This window comes from Paracidovorax konjaci (assembly GCF_900112675.1).
Classification (GTDB): domain Bacteria; phylum Pseudomonadota; class Gammaproteobacteria; order Burkholderiales; family Burkholderiaceae_C; genus Paracidovorax; species Paracidovorax konjaci.
In genome coordinates this window covers 32249-48010 of the sequence record NZ_FOMQ01000014.1, presented here as the reverse complement: position 1 = coordinate 48010, position 15762 = coordinate 32249, and the positions used below count along the sequence as shown (strand labels likewise).

15 protein-coding genes and 1 tRNA gene are annotated in these 15762 nt (G+C 70.4%); 6 read left to right on the top strand and 10 right to left on the bottom strand.

All coding sequences use genetic code 11. The features are described from left to right. Positions 1-2: 2 nt before the first annotated feature. The 3 genes from BM144_RS23520 to BM144_RS18150 are packed head-to-tail and all read left to right on the top strand — an operon-like array spanning position 3 to position 2028. Positions 3-680 carry a hypothetical protein gene (locus BM144_RS23520; protein ID WP_245783727.1) on the top strand — a complete coding sequence of 226 codons (678 nt, stop codon included), beginning with the start codon at positions 3-5 and terminating at the stop codon, positions 678-680. Further along, entirely contained in the window at positions 677-1795 is a 1119-nt protein-coding gene (locus BM144_RS18155) for a phosphoadenosine phosphosulfate reductase domain-containing protein (RefSeq protein ID WP_245783716.1), read from the top strand. Before BM144_RS23520 ends, BM144_RS18155 begins: the two co-directional genes overlap by 4 nt. After that, the gene (locus BM144_RS18150) at positions 1792-2028 is read left to right on the top strand and encodes a helix-turn-helix transcriptional regulator (protein ID WP_092955536.1); all 237 of its coding nucleotides are present in this window, start codon (positions 1792-1794) and stop codon (positions 2026-2028) included. Before BM144_RS18155 ends, BM144_RS18150 begins: the two co-directional genes overlap by 4 nt. On the opposite strand, the gene BM144_RS18145 is transcribed toward BM144_RS18150, so the two are convergent. The 9 genes from BM144_RS18145 to BM144_RS18105 form a co-directional block, all read right to left on the bottom strand. Beyond that, positions 1995-3200: a tyrosine-type recombinase/integrase gene (locus BM144_RS18145; RefSeq protein ID WP_092955533.1), complete on the bottom strand. Its 1206-nt coding sequence runs from the start codon at positions 3198-3200 to the stop codon at positions 1995-1997. The two genes, BM144_RS18150 and BM144_RS18145, sit on opposite strands and share 34 nt — an antisense overlap. Before the next feature lie 185 nt (positions 3201-3385). Next, positions 3386-3473, bottom strand: a tRNA-Ser gene (locus BM144_RS18140). A gap of 47 nt (positions 3474-3520) precedes the next feature. Continuing rightward, the gene (ureG, locus tag BM144_RS18135) at positions 3521-4207 is read right to left on the bottom strand and encodes an urease accessory protein UreG (RefSeq protein ID WP_092955530.1); all 687 of its coding nucleotides are present in this window, start codon (positions 4205-4207) and stop codon (positions 3521-3523) included. Further along, positions 4204-4929, bottom strand: a complete 726-nt coding sequence (locus tag BM144_RS18130) for an urease accessory protein UreF (protein WP_092955527.1) — start codon at positions 4927-4929, stop codon at positions 4204-4206. Before BM144_RS18130 ends, ureG begins: the two co-directional genes overlap by 4 nt. Positions 4930-4935: 6 nt before the next feature. Next, positions 4936-5526, bottom strand: coding sequence for an urease accessory protein UreE (ureE, locus tag BM144_RS18125; protein WP_092955524.1), 591 nt, complete (start codon positions 5524-5526; stop codon positions 4936-4938). Positions 5527-5549: 23 nt separating this feature from the next. After that, positions 5550-7268: an urease subunit alpha gene (gene ureC / locus BM144_RS18120; protein WP_092955521.1), complete on the bottom strand. Its 1719-nt coding sequence runs from the start codon at positions 7266-7268 to the stop codon at positions 5550-5552. 2 nt (positions 7269-7270) lie between these two features. Then, positions 7271-7630: an urease subunit beta gene (locus BM144_RS18115; RefSeq protein ID WP_092955518.1), complete on the bottom strand. Its 360-nt coding sequence runs from the start codon at positions 7628-7630 to the stop codon at positions 7271-7273. A 54-nt stretch (positions 7631-7684) separates the two neighbouring features. Next, positions 7685-8302 carry a HupE/UreJ family protein gene (locus BM144_RS18110; protein ID WP_092955515.1) on the bottom strand — a complete coding sequence of 206 codons (618 nt, stop codon included), beginning with the start codon at positions 8300-8302 and terminating at the stop codon, positions 7685-7687. Positions 8303-8363: 61 nt separating this feature from the next. Further along, a complete protein-coding gene (locus BM144_RS18105; protein ID WP_092955511.1) occupies positions 8364-8666 on the bottom strand; it encodes an urease subunit gamma in 303 nt (100 codons plus the stop codon). A 165-nt stretch (positions 8667-8831) separates the two neighbouring features. Between BM144_RS18105 and BM144_RS18100 the strand changes: the two genes are divergently transcribed. Continuing rightward, the gene (locus tag BM144_RS18100) at positions 8832-12446 is read left to right on the top strand and encodes a hybrid sensor histidine kinase/response regulator (protein WP_092955508.1); all 3615 of its coding nucleotides are present in this window, start codon (positions 8832-8834) and stop codon (positions 12444-12446) included. Then, positions 12443-13513, top strand: coding sequence for a response regulator (locus BM144_RS18095; RefSeq protein ID WP_092955505.1), 1071 nt, complete (start codon positions 12443-12445; stop codon positions 13511-13513). The genes BM144_RS18100 and BM144_RS18095 overlap by 4 nt, the downstream gene beginning before the upstream one ends. Positions 13514-13537: 24 nt before the next feature. On the opposite strand, the gene BM144_RS18090 is transcribed toward BM144_RS18095, so the two are convergent. After that, the gene (locus tag BM144_RS18090; RefSeq protein WP_092955502.1) at positions 13538-14443 is read right to left on the bottom strand and encodes a LysR family transcriptional regulator; all 906 of its coding nucleotides are present in this window, start codon (positions 14441-14443) and stop codon (positions 13538-13540) included. A 103-nt stretch (positions 14444-14546) separates the two neighbouring features. On the opposite strand from BM144_RS18090, the gene BM144_RS18085 reads away from it, so the two are divergent. Beyond that, positions 14547-15530 carry an NAD-dependent epimerase/dehydratase family protein gene (locus BM144_RS18085; RefSeq protein WP_092955499.1) on the top strand — a complete coding sequence of 328 codons (984 nt, stop codon included), beginning with the start codon at positions 14547-14549 and terminating at the stop codon, positions 15528-15530. The last annotated feature ends 232 nt before the right edge of the window (positions 15531-15762 follow it).

The following is a 15762-nucleotide window of genomic DNA, read 5'->3' as shown; positions in this document are numbered from 1 at the left end:
CCGTGGCGAACGACGGGGAAACCCCGGAAACGTGGCACGCGAGAGCGGCGAAGCTGAAAGCCAAGCACGGGAACGGCAATGGGGCGGGAATGCCCCTGACGGTTGCGGCGGTGGAGTTCGCGGAGAACACCGACCGTCCCAGCTTCTGGATGACGCCGAGCGTGTCCAACAGCCAGGGCAACGAATACACGCGCGATCGAGGTATCCAGGGCCAGGAGCGGCTGACGCTGACGGGCCAAGCGCAGAAGTGGCCGACGCCTCGCGCGAGTATGGCGAGCTGCGGCAACGACAGCGACCGAGCGGAGCGCCCCGGGCTCAAGGATGCGAGCGAGCAGTGGCCCACCCCGGCCAGCCGGGACTACCGCACGCCGAACAGCGAAGCCAGCCAGGCCAGCCGCAACCACTCGGGCGGCGAGCAGTTGCCGAACTACGTGGAACACCACTTTTCGCACCCGGTCCTATCGACCCTCGATGGCCGGCCGTTGTCGCCCACCGGCCGGACCTTGCCCCGGCGGTTGAACCCGGCGTTTGTCTGCTGGCTGATGGGATGGCCTATCTGGTGGACGAATCCCGCGCTCACCAGTTGCGCCAGGGCGGAAATGGCGTCGTACCGCTGCAGGCTGCAGTGGCACTTGTCGAACTTGTGCGGCGTGCCGCAGTTTGAAGGAAACCCGCTGTGACTGCTCCCCAATCCCTGCCGGGCGTGCTGCACGTCGTGTCGGTATCCGGTGGCAAAGACTCCCTCGCCACCCTGCTGCTGGCGCTGGCGAAGTGCCCGGCCGGGAGCGTGCTGCCCATCTTCTGCGACACCGGAAACGAGCACGACGCCACATACGCCTACCTCCGGTATCTCGAAGGAACGCTGGGCATCACCATCCACGTCCTGCGCGCGGACTTCACAGAGCAGCTCGCCGCGAAGCGCGTGTTCATCGCGCGCGACGTGCGCACGGGCCGCGAATACCGCAAGGTGCCGAAGACCGACCGCCACGGAAATCCCGTCTACCTGCGCGACCGAAGCGGCGCTGTGCGCCTGTTCCCGGTGCTGGATGAGGCGGGCGAGCCCACAGGCGAAGTGCAGCCGCGCCAGGCCTGGGGGTGGGACGGCGGCCGAAAGGTCCGCTGGACGAACAAGGCTAAGCGCCGCGCGCTGTCCGTGATGTACCCGAGCGGCAATCCGTTTCTGGACCTTTGCATGTGGAAGGGCAGATTCCCCTCGCGCCTCGCCCAGTTCTGCACGCAAGAACTGAAACGAAACATGGCCGTGGGCTTCCACCTCGATCTGCTGGAGGCCGGCCACAAGGTCATCAGCTGGCAGGGCGTCCGACGCGACGAATCCGAGAACCGCCGGCACGCGAAGAAGGCCGAGCGCGTCGCGTCACGGTACTGGCAGTTCCGCCCCATCGTGGAGTGGACCGCAGCCCAGGTGTTCGCCCTCGCCAAGGTCGCCGGCATCGAGCCGAACCCGCTCTATCTGCAAGGAATGTCCCGCGTCGGCTGCATGCCCTGCATCAACGTCAACAAGGCGGAACTGCGGCAGATCGCGGTGCGCTTCCCCGAGCATCCTGAGCGCATCAGCGAATGGGAGCGCATCGTGGGCATGTGCTCGAAGCGCGGCTATTCCACCTTCATGACCGATGCCCACGCGGCGCAGGATCGCCGGCAGGTGTTCGCCGATCTCAACGTGTGGGCCCGGATCGAGTGGGCGAAAACCACCCGCGGCGGCCGGCAGTTCGACCTGCTGGCCACGCTGGATGAGCCCACCTCCTGCAGCTCGGCCTACGGCCTGTGCGAATGACCATCATGGCGCTCACGCTTTCGAAAGAACAGCTCCTGGAAGAGCTGGACATCGTAGAAAACACGCTGCGCGCGCTCATCGACAAGCGCGCGTTCCCCCACCCTCGAAAGATCGGCCCGACGAAAATCCGCTGGCTGGTAGCCGAGGTGGTGGAATGGCTGCAGGCCCAGCCGAAGGCCTGGACCAACCTCGCGACAGATCAAGCCGAAGAGGCCGGCGCGGACAGCGCGTAATCGGCCCAATCCTGCATGATGGCTGCTCGCTTTTCCATCATGTCGCCGCGGCGGTAGGCTGCCTCTGTCTTCGTGTCGATGCTGTGCGCCAGGCACAGCTCCACTGCATCGCGCGGGTGGTGGGTCTTCTCGCCTGCCCAGTCGCGGAACGTGGAACGGAAGCCATGCGGCACGGCCTCGAAGTCGTGCCGGCGCATGAGTTGTGTGAGAGCCATATCCGACAGCGGCCCGCGCCTGTTGGACGGAAAAACGTAGTCCACATCAGGTAGCCGCGGCTGGGCCTTGAGCAGCGCCACGGTCTGCCGCGACAGCGGGACGCGGTGCTCTTTTTTCCCCTTCATACGCTCGGCCGGAACGATCCACAGCCCGGCTTCCAGATCCACTTCGGACCAACTGCACCCGCGTACCTCGCCAGAGCGTGCGGCGGTCAAGATCAAGAAGCACAGCGCGCGGGCGCTCTGCCCATCGACAGCGGAGATCAGCCTGTATGCGCGGGGAAGGGAAGCGACCGCCACGGCGGGATGGTGCTTCACCGGCGCGACCTTGTCCGGGTCTGCGAGGATGTGTTCCAGTTGCCCGCGCCACCGTGCTGGGTTGGGACCGCTGCGGTGTCCGTGAGCCGTTGCCCAGTCCAGCACCTGTTCGATGCGGCCGCGCAAGCGCGAAGCCGTCTCTGTCTTGGTCTTCCAGATCGGCGACAACGCGCGCAACACCAACGCCTGGTCAATGTCGGATACCGGAACAGCGCCGAAATGAGGTGAAGCGTACTGCGCGAGCGTGTTGCGCCACTGCTGCACGTGCTTGAGGTTGCGCCACGTGCTTTCGTGCTCGCGGATGAACGACTCCGCAGCCACGTCAAATTCCAGCCGCTGGGCGACAGCAAGCCGCGCTGCCTCGCGTTCTGCGGCGCGGGCCTGTAGGGGGTCGGTCCCCGCATCGCGCAAAGCAATGGCCTGCCGTGCCGCCTCACGGGCTGCTGCCAAGCTGACACCCGGGTAGCTGCCAAGGCCCATCCGGCGGCGCTGGGCCATAAATCGGTAACGGAAGACCCACACCCGCGAGCCTCCGATGATCTGCAGGTGCAAGCCCGATGCGCCGCCTACCGCGTACACCCCGTCATCACGTAGCCTCGAAACTTCCAGGGCTGTCTTTTCCAGAATTCGTTTTGGCATCGGAATCTATGGGCCCACCTATCGGCCAAAAAGTTTTGGATTGCGCGTGAAAGACGGTTGAACGCTGGCTGAGATAATACTGTGAATAACAACAGATAATAGGGTGCAACACGTTGTTTTGTAAGGGGCCTATCCAAGGGAAAGACGTAAAAAAAGCGCCTGATGGGCGCTTGATTTTTGTGGAGTGGCGGAGACTGTGAGATTCGAACTCACGGACGGTTGCCCGTCGGCAGTTTTCAAGACTGCTGGTTTAAACCACTCACCCAAGTCTCCGCAAAACCGACCCGCATTCTAGCGGCCCGCCAAGGCCTCCCGGCCGGTCAGCCCGCCTGCAGCAGGCCCTGGCGTTCGATGAAGGCCACGACCTCGTCGAGGCCCTGCAGGGTCTTGAGGTTGGTCATCACGAAGGGTTTCGCGCCGCGCATGCGGCGGGTGTCGGCTTCCATTACGCCAAGGTCGGCGCCCACGTACGGCGCGAGGTCGGTCTTGTTGATGACGAAGAGGTCGCTCTTGGTGATGCCGGGGCCGCCCTTGCGGGGGATTTTCTCGCCGGCGGCGACGTCGATCACGTAGAGCGTGAGGTCGCTCAGTTCGGGGCTGAAGGTGGCGGCCAGGTTGTCGCCGCCGCTTTCGACGAAGACGATGTCCGCATCCGGGTACTGGTCCAGCATGCGGTCGATGGCTTCGAGGTTGATGGAGCAGTCTTCGCGGATGGCGGTGTGGGGGCAACCGCCGGTTTCCACGCCCATGATGCGTTCGGGGGGCAGGGCGCCGCTGACGGTGAGCAGGCGCTGGTCTTCCTTGGTGTAGATGTCGTTGGTGATGGCGACGAGGTCGTATTGGTCGCGCATCGCCTTGCAGAGCATTTCCAGGATGGTGGTCTTGCCGGAGCCGACCGGGCCGCCGATGCCCACGCGCAGCGGGGGCAGGCGCTTGGTGCGGCGGGGAACGTGGTGCAGCGCGGAGGGGTGGCCGGTGCCGGCCTGGGGTGCGTGGGGCGTGTTCATGAGCGGAAGAGGCGGGAGTATTGGGTTTCGTGCTGCGCCGAGAGCACGGCCAGCATGGGGGAGAACGCCTGGCGGTCGGCGTCCGGCAACTGGATGGCGTGGGCCACGGCCCGGGGCAGGGCGCTGGCGAGCTGCGCAAGGATGCGCTGGCCCGCGCTCTGGCCGAGGGGCACGGCCTTGAGGGCGGCCTGCACCATGTTCTCGGCCCAGCCGAAGGCATAGGCCAGCAGCACGTCTTCGGACCGGGCTTCGGTGCGCGCCGCAGCCAGCGCGAAGGCCACGGGATAGGTGGGGGGCAGGGCGGCGAGCCGGGCGACGTCCGCCAGCGCCTCCGCATCCCCTGCGTGCTGGTACTGGTTGCGCAGCCAGTCGGCCAGGGAGCGGCCCATCTGTTCGGTCTGCAGGCGCAGTTCGCTGGTTTCGCGGGTGTGCCGCACCCAGTCGTTGAGTGCGCGCACGCGCTGCGCGTCGCCGGCCCGCCACGCGGCCAGGGCCTGGTGCACGGCGGCCATGTCGCCGCGTGCCTGGGTGAGGTGCAACTGCTCCTGCAGCCATTCGGCGGCGGCCGCCTCGGTGGTGACGCCCGCGCGTTCGACGGCGATCTCCAGGCCTTCGGAGTACGAGAAGCCGCCCACGGGCAGCGCGGGCGAGGCGAGCCAGATCAGCTGCAGCAGGCTGGCGGCCGGCAGCGGGGGCAGGGGAGCGGGTGCGTCGTGCCCCATGGGCGCTCAGTGGCCGTGGGCGCCATGCGCATGGTTGTGTCCGTGGGCATGCGCATGACCATGGCCGTGATCGTGATCGTGATCGTGATCGTGATCGTGATCGTGATCGTGATCGTGATCGTGCGCATGGCCGTGGCCGTGGCCCGCCGCATAGGCGCCGCCCTCGGGCTCGAACGCGGCCTGCTGCGCGGTCACGGTGAGGTGCATGGCGCGCAGCATGTCGGCCAGCACGTGGTCGGGCTCGATCTGCAGGTGGTCGGGGCGCAGTTCGATGGGGACATGGCGGTTGCCCAGGTGGTAGGCGGCGCGCGTCAGGTCGAAGGCGCTGCCGTGCTGGCTGCAGGGCGTGATGCGCAGCACGGGCTGCGGTGCGGCGACCACGCGCAGCAGGGTGCCGTCCTCGGCCACCAGCACGTCGCCGCCGCGCACGACGGTGCCGCGCGGCAGGAACACGCCGAGCGCGCGCCCGGTGGAGTCGGTGGCGGCGAAGCGGCTTTTCTGGCGCACGTCCCAGTCGAGTTCGACGGTGGCGGCACGGCGGGCCAGGACGGGCGCGAGGCCCTGGCCCTGGGGAAGCAGTTTGGAGACCTGGAGCATCGGAAGGCGGCAGGGAAGAGGGGTCAGAAGAGGAAGTAGCGCTGCGCGAGCGGCAGCCGCGTGGCCGGCTCGCAGGTCAGCAATTGTCCGTCCGCGCGCACGGTGTAGGTCTGCGCGTCGATCTCCATGCGCGGGGTGTAGGCGTTGTGCACCATGTGCTGCTTGCGCACGCCGCGGATGCCGCGCACGGCGCTGAGCGGCTTGGCCAGACCGAAGCGCTCGCCCACGCCCGCGGCCAGCCCCGCCTGCGAGACGAAGGTGAGCGACGAGCGCGCCGCCGCGCCGCCGAACGCGCCGAACATGGGCCGGTAGTGCACGGGCTGCGGCGTGGGGATGGAGGCGTTGGGGTCGCCCATCGCCGCGAGCGCGATGCAGCCACCCTTGAGCACCAGCGCGGGCTTGACGCCGAAGAACGCCGGCTTCCAGATGACGATGTCGGCCCACTTGCCCACCTCGAGGCTGCCCACGTCGTGGCTGATCCCGTGGGCGATGGCCGGGTTGATCGTGTACTTGGCCACATAGCGCAGGATGCGCCGGTTGTCGTTGCGCGCGCTGTCCTCGGGCAGGGGGCCGCGCTGCTGCTTCATCTTGTCGGCCGTCTGCCAGGTGCGCAGGATCACCTCGCCCACGCGGCCCATGGCCTGGCTGTCGCTGCTCATCATGCTGATGGCGCCCAGGTCGTGCAGGATGTCCTCGGCCGCGATGGTCTCCTTGCGGATGCGGCTTTCCGCGAAAGCCAGGTCTTCGGCGATGCCCGCGTCGAGGTGGTGGCACACCATGAGCATGTCCACGTGCTCGTCGAGCGTGTTGCGCGTGTAGGGCATGGTGGGGTTGGTGGACGAGGGCAGGAAGTTGTCCTCGCCCACCACGCGCAGGATGTCCGGCGCGTGGCCGCCGCCCGCGCCTTCGGTGTGGAAGGCGCAGATGCCGCGGCCGGCCACGGCGGCGATGGTGTTCTCGACGAAGCCGCTCTCGTTGAGCGTGTCGGAGTGGATGGCCACCTGCGTGTCGGTGGCGTCGGCCACGTCCAGGCAGTTGCTGATGGCCGAGGGCGTGGTGCCCCAGTCCTCGTGCAGCTTCAGGCCGATCACGCCGGCCTCGATCTGCTCGTGCAGCGCGGCCGGCAGGCTGGCGTTGCCCTTGCCGAGGAAGCCGATGTTCATCGGGAACGCATCGGCCGCCTGCAGCATGCGTTCGATGTGCCAGGGCCCGGGCGTGCAGGTGGTGGCCAGCGTGCCGGTGGCCGGACCGGTGCCGCCCCCGAGCATGGTGGTGATGCCCGAGGCCAGCGCCTCCTCGATCTGCTGCGGGCAGATGAAGTGGATGTGGCTGTCGATGCCGCCCGCGGTCACGATCTGCCCTTCGCAGCTGATGATCTCGGTGCCCGGGCCGATGACGATCTCCACGCCCGGCTGCGTGTCGGGGTTGCCGGCCTTGCCGATGGCGGCGATGCGGCCGTCCTTCAGGCCGATGTCGGCCTTCACGATGCCCCAGTGGTCGATGATGAGCGCGTTGGTCAGCACCGTGTCCATGGCGCCTTCGAGGCGCGTGCGCTGGCTCTGCGCCATGCCGTCGCGGATGGTCTTGCCGCCGCCGAACTTCACCTCTTCGCCGTAGGCGCCGGCACGCAGGGTGTAGTCCTCCTCGACCTCGGCGACGAGGCCCGTGTCGGCCAGGCGGACGCGGTCGCCCACGGTGGGGCCGAACATCTCGGCATAGGCGCGTTTGTTGACAGTGGCCATGGTCAGCGGTCTCCGGCGGGGGCAGGGGTGTCCTGTGCGGGGGCGGGGGCGCCCAGCGGTCCTTGCACCAGGGCGCGGAAGCCGTGCACGATGCGCTCGCCCGCCAGGTCGACCAGTTGCACCGTGCGCTGCTGGCCCGGCTCGAAGCGCACGGCCGTGCCGCTCGCGATGTGCAGGCGCATGCCGCGCGCGGCCGCGCGGTCGAAGTCGAGCGCGCCGTTTGTCTCCGCGAAGTGGTAGTGCGACCCTACCTGGATGGGCCGGTCGGCCGTGTTGCGCACCACCAGGGTGAGCGTGCGGCGGCCCACGTTCAGGGAGTGCTCGCCGTCGTCGATGAGGAGTTCGCCGGGGATGAGGGTCATGCAGCGTCCTGGGATCCTGGGAAATCGGTGGAAAGGCCGTGTGGGGGGCGCCGTTCAGGCCAGGCGCACGAGCAACGCGGCGCCCAGCAGGGCCGTGCCGCCGCCCGCGATCAGCGACAGCGCCCGGTGGCGCTGCAGCACCGCCCGGCCGAGCGCGATGCCCGCACCATGCAGCAGGGCCGTGGCGGCCACCATGCCGGCCAGCGCCAGCCACTGGCCGCTGCCGGCCAGCTCCTGGCCGTGCGCCGCGCCGTGGAAGAACGCGAACGCACCCGCGGTGCCGGCGGCCAGTGCCAGCGGAAGCGCGCGCCGCCAGGCCACCAGCAGGCCCACCACGAGCAGCGAGGCGGCGATCATGGGCTCCACGCCCGGCACCGCCAGCCCGGCGAACCCGGCGGCGGCGCCCACCGCCAACAGCGCAACGAAGCTCGCGGGAGCGAGCCACACGGGCCGCACGGCGAGCGCGCTCCAGACGCCCACGGCCAGCATGGCGGCCAGGTGGTCCAGCCCCGTGAACGGGTGCACGAAGCCCTGCAGGAACCCGCCGTGCGCGTGGGCGGCGATGCCGTCGCCGCCATGGGCGAGGGCCAGTGCGGGCGCCAGGGCGGCGAGCAGCAGCAGGGCCGCGGTGGCGGAGCGGGAGCGAGGGGAGTGGTTTGCTTCTTTTTTCATAGCAATCTTTTCAATGGATCCGGCGGCATGGAGGGGTTTTGCTCAAAACCTGCGGATCGGGTCAGACGATGGGCTGGTGCACGGTGACGAGCTTGCTGCCGTCGGGGAAGGTGGCTTCGACCTGGATGTCCGCGATCATTTCGGGCACGCCTTCCATGACGTCGTCCCGCGTGAGCACGGTGCGGCCTTCGCTCATGAGCTGGGCCACGGTCTTGCCGTCGCGCGCGCCCTCCAGCACAGCGGCGCTGATGAGGGCGACGGCCTCCGGGTAGTTGAGCTTGAGCCCGCGCGCGCGGCGCCGCTCGGCGAGCAGGGCGGCGGTGAACAGCAGGAGCTTGTCTTTTTCGCGGGGGGTGAGTTCCATGGCGCAGGCGGGGCTGGGAAAACGGGAGGAAGGCGGAGGGAGCGGGCGCACGCCCGGACCCGTGAAAGCCGCATGGTAGTCAGCAAGGGCTGTGCCCGTCCATACGCCGTACGGCGAACGGCACCGGCCCGCGTGGCATGGAACCTGCAGCCCGGCGCGTGCCCCATGCCGCCCGCCACCGCACCGACCTCCACCGCCGACCCCCTGGGCGCCGTCCCCCAGCAGGTGGTGAAGGTGCGCCGCGACTACAACGGCTGGGTGGCCACCGAGACGATGGAGGACTACGCGCTGCGCTACACGCCGCAGCGCTTCCGGCGCTGGTCGCCGTTCCGCGTGGCCAACACGGCGTTCGGCGCGGCCTCGTTCCTGGTGCTGGAGGCGGTGGGCGCCACGCTGCTGGTGCAGTACGGCTGGGCGAACGCGTTCTGGGCCATCGTGGCGACGGGGCTCATCATCTTCCTGGCGGGCTGGCCGATCAGCGTCTATGCGGCGCGCCACGGCGTGGACATGGACCTGCTCACGCGCGGTGCGGGCTTCGGCTACATCGGCTCCACCGTCACCTCGCTCATTTACGCCACTTTCACCTTCATCTTCTTCGCGCTGGAGGCGGCCGTCATGGCCTACGCGCTGGAGCTGGCGCTGGACATTCCGCCGCGCTGGGGCTACCTCGTCTGCGCGCTCGTGGTGATCCCGCTGGTCACGCACGGCGTCTCGGCCATCGGGCGGCTGCAGGTGTGGACGCAGCCGCTCTGGCTGGTGATGCTGGTGGTGCCGTTCGCCTTCGTGTGGGTGCGCGATCCTGGTGCATTCGCAGGGGTGGTGCACTACGGCGGGGAATCGGGCGCGGGCGCCGGATTCAGCCTGCCCCTCTTTGGTGCGGCGCTCACCGTCGGCATTGCGCTCATCACGCAGATGGGAGAGCAGGCCGACTACCTGCGCTTCATGCCGCCTTCCGCCCCGGGGCGCCGCTGGGGCTGGCGCCTGGGCGTGCTGGCGGGCGGCCCGGGCTGGGTGGTGCTGGGCGTGCTCAAGATGCTGGGCGGCGCGCTGCTGGCCTACCTGGCCATCACCCACATGGTGCCGCCCGACCGCGCGGTGGACCCCAACCAGATGTACCTGGCGGCCTATGAATACGTGTTCCCGCACTACGGCTGGGCGGTGGCGGCCACGGCGCTGTTCGTGGTGGTCTCGCAGATCAAGATCAACGTGACCAACGCCTACGCGGGCTCGCTCGCGTGGAGCAACTTCTTCTCGCGCCTCACGCACAGCCACCCGGGCCGCGTGGTGTGGGTGGTGTTCAACACGCTCATCGCCTTCATGCTGATGGAGATGAACGTGTTCACCGCGCTGGGGCAGGTGCTCGGGCTCTACTCCAACGTGGCCATCGCCTGGATGATGGCCGTGGTGGCCGACCTCGTGGTCAACAAGCCGCTGGGCCTCTCGCCACCCGGCATCGAGTTCAAGCGCGCGCACCTCTACGACATCAACCCCGTGGGCGTGGGCGCGATGGCGCTGGCGTCGCTGCTGTCCATCGGCGCGCACCTGGGGCTGTTCGGTCCGCTCGCGCAGGCGTTCTCGGCCGTGATCGCGATGGTCACGGCCTTCGTGGCCGCGCCGCTGATCGCCTGGGCCACGCGCGGGCGCTACTACCTGGCCCGCGGGGAGACGGCCCCCCTGGCCTGCGGCACGGCCGGCTGCGCGGGTTGCGGCGCCGGTGAGGGCGGGGCCACGGCGACGCTGCCTGCCATGCTGCGCTGCGTGGTCTGCGAGCGCGAATACGAGGCGCCCGACATGGCGCATTGCCCGGCCTACCGCGGCGCGATCTGCTCGCTGTGCTGCACGCTGGATGCGCGCTGCGGCGACATGTGCAAGCCGCACGCGCACCTGGCCGTGCAGTGGGCCGCCGCGCTGCGCTGGCTGCTGCCGCGCGGCGCGTGGCGGCTGCTGGATTCGGGGCTGGGGCATTTCCTGCTGCTGATGCTGGTGATCGCGCCGCTGCTGGCGGCGGTGTTCGGGCTCTTCTACCGGCAGGAGCTGCAGGCGCTCGCGCCTTCGGGCGCGGGGGCGGTGGCGCTGCGCTCGGGGCTGCTCAAGGCCTATCTGGCGCTGCTGGTCATCTCGGGCATCGTCGCGTGGTGGCTGGTGCTGGCCCACACCAGCCGCAAGGTGGCGCAGGAAGAGTCGAACCGCCAGACGCACCTGCTGCAGCGCGAGATCCACCTGCACCGCCAGACCGACGAGGCGCTGCAGGAGGCCCGGCAGGTGGCCGAGGACGCCCGCGCGCAGGCCGAGCATGCGCGCGCCCAGGCCGAGGACGCGCGGGCCCTGGCCGAGCAGGCCAACCAGGCCAAGAGCCGCTACATCAGCGCCATCAGCCACGAGCTGCGCACGCCGCTCAACAGCATCCTGGGCTATGCGCAGCTCATGGGCGAGGACGCCTCCGTGCCGCCGCACCGCCAGCAGGCCGTGCGCGTGATCCGGCGCGGCGGCGAGCACCTGCTCTCGCTGATCGAGGGCACGCTGGACATCGCGCGCATCGAAAGCGGCAAGCTCACGCTCCAGGCGCGGCCGATGCGTTTCGCCGACTTCGTGCGCGAGCTGTGCGACATGTTCGAGCCGCAGGCGCGCGCCAAGGGCCTGGGCTTCGAGGCCGACGTGCGCGGCACGCTGCCCGAGTGGGTGCGTGCCGACGAGCAGCGCGTGCGGCAGATCCTCATCAACCTGCTGGGCAATGCGATCAAGTTCACCGCCACGGGCCACGTGCGCCTGGGCGTGCGCCATGCGCGCGAACTGGCGCTGATCGAGGTGGAGGACAGCGGCCCCGGCCTCACCGAGGCCGAGCGCGCCAGCATCTTCGAGCCCTTCGCGCGCGGTGCGGCCAGCCATGCGGGCGGCACGCCCGGCGCGGGGCTGGGCCTCACCATCGCAAAAATGCTCACGGGCCTCATGGGCGGCGACCTGGAGGTGCAGAGCACGCCGGGCGCGGGCGCGCTCTTCCGCGTGCGGCTTTTCCTGCCCGCGCTGCACCCTGGCGCGGCCGGCACCGGCGGCCCGGCCGCCGCCGCCGCGCTGCGGCCCGCACGGCGCGGCTATGCGGGCGCGCGCCGCACGCTGCTGGTGGTGGACAACGAGGAGGCCGACCGCGAGCTGCTCGTGCAGGTGCTGGAGCCGATGGGCTTCGCCCTGCGCACGGCCGCCAGCGGGCACGACGCGCTCGATCTCATCGCCGCGGGGCTGCGGCCCGATGCCGTGTTCATGGACCTCGCCATGCCCGGCATCGACGGCTGGGAGACGCTGCGCCGCCTGCGCGCGGCCGGCCATGCCGACACGCCCATGGCCGTGGTCTCCGCCAACGCGTTCGACAAGGGGCTGGAGAACGATGCCGGCATCCGCCCCGAGGATTTCTTCGTCAAGCCCGTGCGCCACAGCGAACTGCTCGACTGGCTGGAGCGGCGCCTGCGGCTCGAATGGACGGGCGAGGATGCCCCGCTGCCGCTGCCGCCGCCACGGGCCGCCGCGCCCCTGGCGCTGCCCCCGGCCGCGCGCGGCCCTGCCTTGCCCGCCGCTGCGTTCGCGGCACCCGATCCCGCGTCCCTGGCCCCGCTCGCGCAGGCCGTGGAGCTGGGCTATTACCGCGGCGTGATGCAGCAGCTCGCCGCCATCGAAGCCGCGCAGCCCGGCTGCACCGCCTGGGTGGAGGACGCCCGCGCGCTGGCGCGGCAGTTCCAGTTCGAGGCGCTCGCGCGCAGGCTGCAGGCACCGGAGCCCCCGACCCCATGACCGCCCACCCCGCTCCCGGCGTGACCGCGCCGATCCCCGCGCCCGCCGCCCCGGGCCTTGCCGCGCCGCTCGACCGGTCGCTCGCCGATGTCGTGCTCATCGTGGACGACGTGCCCGACAACCTCGCCGTGCTGCACGATGCGCTCGACGAGGCCGGCTACACCGTGCTCGTGGCCGCGAGCGGCGAGGCCGCGCTCGCGCGGGCCGCGCAGGCGCTGCCCGACGTGGTGCTGCTGGACGCCGTGATGCCCGGCATGGACGGCTTCGAGGTCGCGCGCCGCCTCAAGGGCCTGCCCGCGACGGCGCACATCCCCATCGTCTTCATGACCGGCCTCACCGAGACCGAGCACCTGGAAGCGGCGCTGGCCGCGGGCGCGGTGGACTACGTGACCAAGCCGATCAAGCCGCGCGAGGTGCTCGCGCGCATGAACGTGCACCTGCAGGGTGCGCGCCGCGCGCGGCAGGCCCAGCGCCAGGCGGGCCAGGCCCGCAATGCGCTCGACGCGTTCGGCTACGCCAGCATCACCGTGCGCGCGAGCGACGGGCGCCTGATGTGGCAGACGGCCCTCGCGCGCGAACTGCTGCGGCAGTATTTCGGCGGCGGGGGCGAGGGGGCGCCGGCGCCCGCCGTGGCGCCGCCGGCCGTCGTGCAGTGGCTGCGCGCGCAATTGCCGCAGGTCGCGCTCTGGGCCGCGCAGCGCGTGGAGCCGCCACGCCTCGTGGTGGAGCAGGGCGCGCGGCGGCTGTCGTTCGCGCTGCACCAGCAGACGGGCGACGGCGAGGGCGGCGGCGACTGGCTCATCGTGATGCGCGAGACCTCGGACGCGGCGGTGCTCGACGCGCTGGCCGCGGGCTTCCGCCTCACCGCGCGCGAGGCCGAGGTGCTGTACTGGCTCGTGAAGGGCAAGACCAACCGCGACATCGGCGACATCCTCGGGTCGAGCCCCGCCACCGTGAAGAAGCACCTGGAGCGCGTGTACGTGAAGCTGGGGGCCGAGACGCGCACCGCCGCTGCGGCCATCGCGATGGCGCGCATCCGGCAGACGCACCCGCAGTTTGAGGGCTGAGCCTGCGGCGCCGGCCCGGGCTTCTCAGCGCGTTGCCATGTGGGTCAGCATGCCCTCGACCAGCGCGTCGAAGGTGGCGCGGCAGCGCGGGCTGCCGCGCAGGTCCTCGTGCATGGTGACCCAGGTTTCCATGGGCACCGAGAAGCTGCGGGGCAGCAGGCGCACCAGGTCGGGTGAGCGGCGCGCCAGCGGAACCTGGCACAGGCCGATGCCGGCGCCCGCGCGGATCAGCGCCCACTGGGCCAGGTGGCTGTCGCTGCGCAGCGAGAACATGTCGCGCCGCAGCCCTTGCAGCGAGCCCTCCATCTGCCGGATGAATGCCGTGGCCTGGTCGTAGCCGATGAGCGTGTGCGTGGCCAGCTGCTCCAGGTTGCGCGGCGTGCCGTGCCGTTCCAGATAGTCCCGCCGCGCATGCAGGCCGATGTCGATGTGCCCCAGCCGCCGCGCCACCAGTTGCTCCTGCCGGGGCGTGGCCATGCGCACGGCGATGTCGGCTTCGCGGTGCAGCAGGTCCTGCACGCGGTCGGTCAGCACCAGTTCGACTTTCAGTGCCGGATGCGAACGCTGCAGCCCGGCGATCACGGGCGGCAGCACCTCGATGCCGATCACTTCGCTGCAGCCGACGCGCACGACCCCCTTGACGCCGCCGTCCGGGCCGCCCTGGCTGGCCGCCGTGCGTTCGATGGACGCGGCCAGGCTCGCCATCGCCAGGGCCTGGGGGCGCAGCGCCTGCGCGGCCTCCGTGGGCATCAGGCCCGCGGGGGACCGGGTGAAGAGCAGCGTGCCCAGCGCCTTCTCCAGCGCCTCCACGTGGCGCCCCGCCGTGGGCTGGGTGATGCCCAGCGCCCGCGCGGCGCCGGAGAGCGACCCTTCGGTCAGCACACCCAGAAAGGTGCGGTACAGCTCCCAGCCGATGTTCATCTTGGTCATGCAGAAATGTATAGCCGCTACCCTGTGCTCGGCAATTCACGCGGTGCTTGCCCGTTCGCACAATCGATCCCATCGGCCCTGGTGGCCTCGAACGGGAGATGGCATGGCGGATGGTTGCAGGACAGCCCTGGTGCTCGGCGCCACGGGCGGCATCGGCGGGGAGGTGGCGCGGCAGCTGCACGCCGCCGGGTGGGCGGTGCATGCGCTGGCACGGGGCCCGGCCCCGGAGGGTGCGGGCACCGGGGGCATCGCCTGGTTCCGTGGAGATGCCCTGCAGCGGGACGACGTGGCACGGGCGGCGCAGGGGTGTTCGGTGATCGTGCACGCGGTCAATCCTCCGGGCTACCGCGGCTGGGACACGTTGGTGATGCCGATGATCGACAACACGGTGGCCGCGGCCACCGCGCTGGGCGCGACCATCGTGCTGCCCGGCACGGTCTACAACTTCGGGCCCGACGCCTTGCCGGACCTGGACGAAGCATCGCCGCAGCGCCCGGCCACCCGCAAGGGCGCCATCCGCGTGCGGCTGGAGGAGCGCCTCGAAGCGGCCAGCCGGCAGGGGGCCCGCGCCATCGTCGTGCGGGCCGGCGATTTCTTCGGGCCGAAGCCGGGCAACAGCTGGTTCTCGCAAGGCATGGTCCGGCCGGGGCGGCCCATCGTGTCGGTCTCGAACCCGGCGCGGGCGGGCGTGGGACACCAGTGGGCGTACCTGCCCGACGTGGCCCGCACCATGGTGGCGCTGCTGGAGCGGCGCGGTGCGCTGGGCGCGTTCGAGCGGTTCCACATGGCGGGCCACTGGGACGCCACCGGCCTGCAGATGGCCGAGGCGATCCAGCAGGCGGTGGCGCGGCGTGGGGGCGCCGTGCCGCGCATCGCCCGCACGCCCTGGGGTCTGCTGCGCCTGGCCGCGCCGTTCGTGCCGACGCTGCGCGAGATGATGGAGATGCGCTACCTGTGGGAGCAGCCCGTGCGCATGGGCAACCGCCGCCTGCGGGAGGTGCTGGGCCACGAGCCCCACACGCCGCTCGGCGAGGCGGTGGAGGCGTCACTCGACGGCCTGGGCTGCCTGGGCCCGGTGGCTCGCTAGCGCGGCCTTGTTCATTGTTCGAGCGGCCCGAGATGCCCTTCCGACGGCGTTGGGCAACCGCCCGTTCCGTCCCACGGGTTACCAAAAAATGGACCCCGGAAAGTCAACTCGATTGCGTTGCAGATTGTCACAATCAAGGCGATATGGTTGAGTTCCGCGCTCGTCGCCGTAGAGGTCGAGGGGCCGCCCCGGCGGGGCGCCAGGGTCCGCAAGGGCGACCGGGTGCGGGCTC

Coding starts and splice junctions, on each gene's coding strand:
- BM144_RS18100 (WP_092955508.1), top strand. CDS start 8,832: ATGCCGCCCGCCACCGCACCGACCTCCACCGCCGACCCCCTGGGCGCC.
- BM144_RS18085 (WP_092955499.1), top strand. CDS start 14,547: ATGGCGGATGGTTGCAGGACAGCCCTGGTGCTCGGCGCCACGGGCGGC.
- BM144_RS18105 (WP_092955511.1), bottom strand. CDS start 8,666: ATGGAACTCACCCCCCGCGAAAAAGACAAGCTCCTGCTGTTCACCGCC.
- BM144_RS18090 (WP_092955502.1), bottom strand. CDS start 14,443: ATGACCAAGATGAACATCGGCTGGGAGCTGTACCGCACCTTTCTGGGT.
- BM144_RS18145 (WP_092955533.1), bottom strand. CDS start 3,200: ATGCCAAAACGAATTCTGGAAAAGACAGCCCTGGAAGTTTCGAGGCTA.
- BM144_RS18110 (WP_092955515.1), bottom strand. CDS start 8,302: ATGAAAAAAGAAGCAAACCACTCCCCTCGCTCCCGCTCCGCCACCGCG.
- BM144_RS18150 (WP_092955536.1), top strand. CDS start 1,792: ATGACCATCATGGCGCTCACGCTTTCGAAAGAACAGCTCCTGGAAGAG.
- ureE (WP_092955524.1), bottom strand. CDS start 5,526: ATGCTCCAGGTCTCCAAACTGCTTCCCCAGGGCCAGGGCCTCGCGCCC.
- BM144_RS18130 (WP_092955527.1), bottom strand. CDS start 4,929: ATGGGGCACGACGCACCCGCTCCCCTGCCCCCGCTGCCGGCCGCCAGC.
- ureG (WP_092955530.1), bottom strand. CDS start 4,207: ATGAACACGCCCCACGCACCCCAGGCCGGCACCGGCCACCCCTCCGCG.
- BM144_RS18095 (WP_092955505.1), top strand. CDS start 12,443: ATGACCGCCCACCCCGCTCCCGGCGTGACCGCGCCGATCCCCGCGCCC.
- BM144_RS18115 (WP_092955518.1), bottom strand. CDS start 7,630: ATGACCCTCATCCCCGGCGAACTCCTCATCGACGACGGCGAGCACTCC.
- ureC (WP_092955521.1), bottom strand. CDS start 7,268: ATGGCCACTGTCAACAAACGCGCCTATGCCGAGATGTTCGGCCCCACC.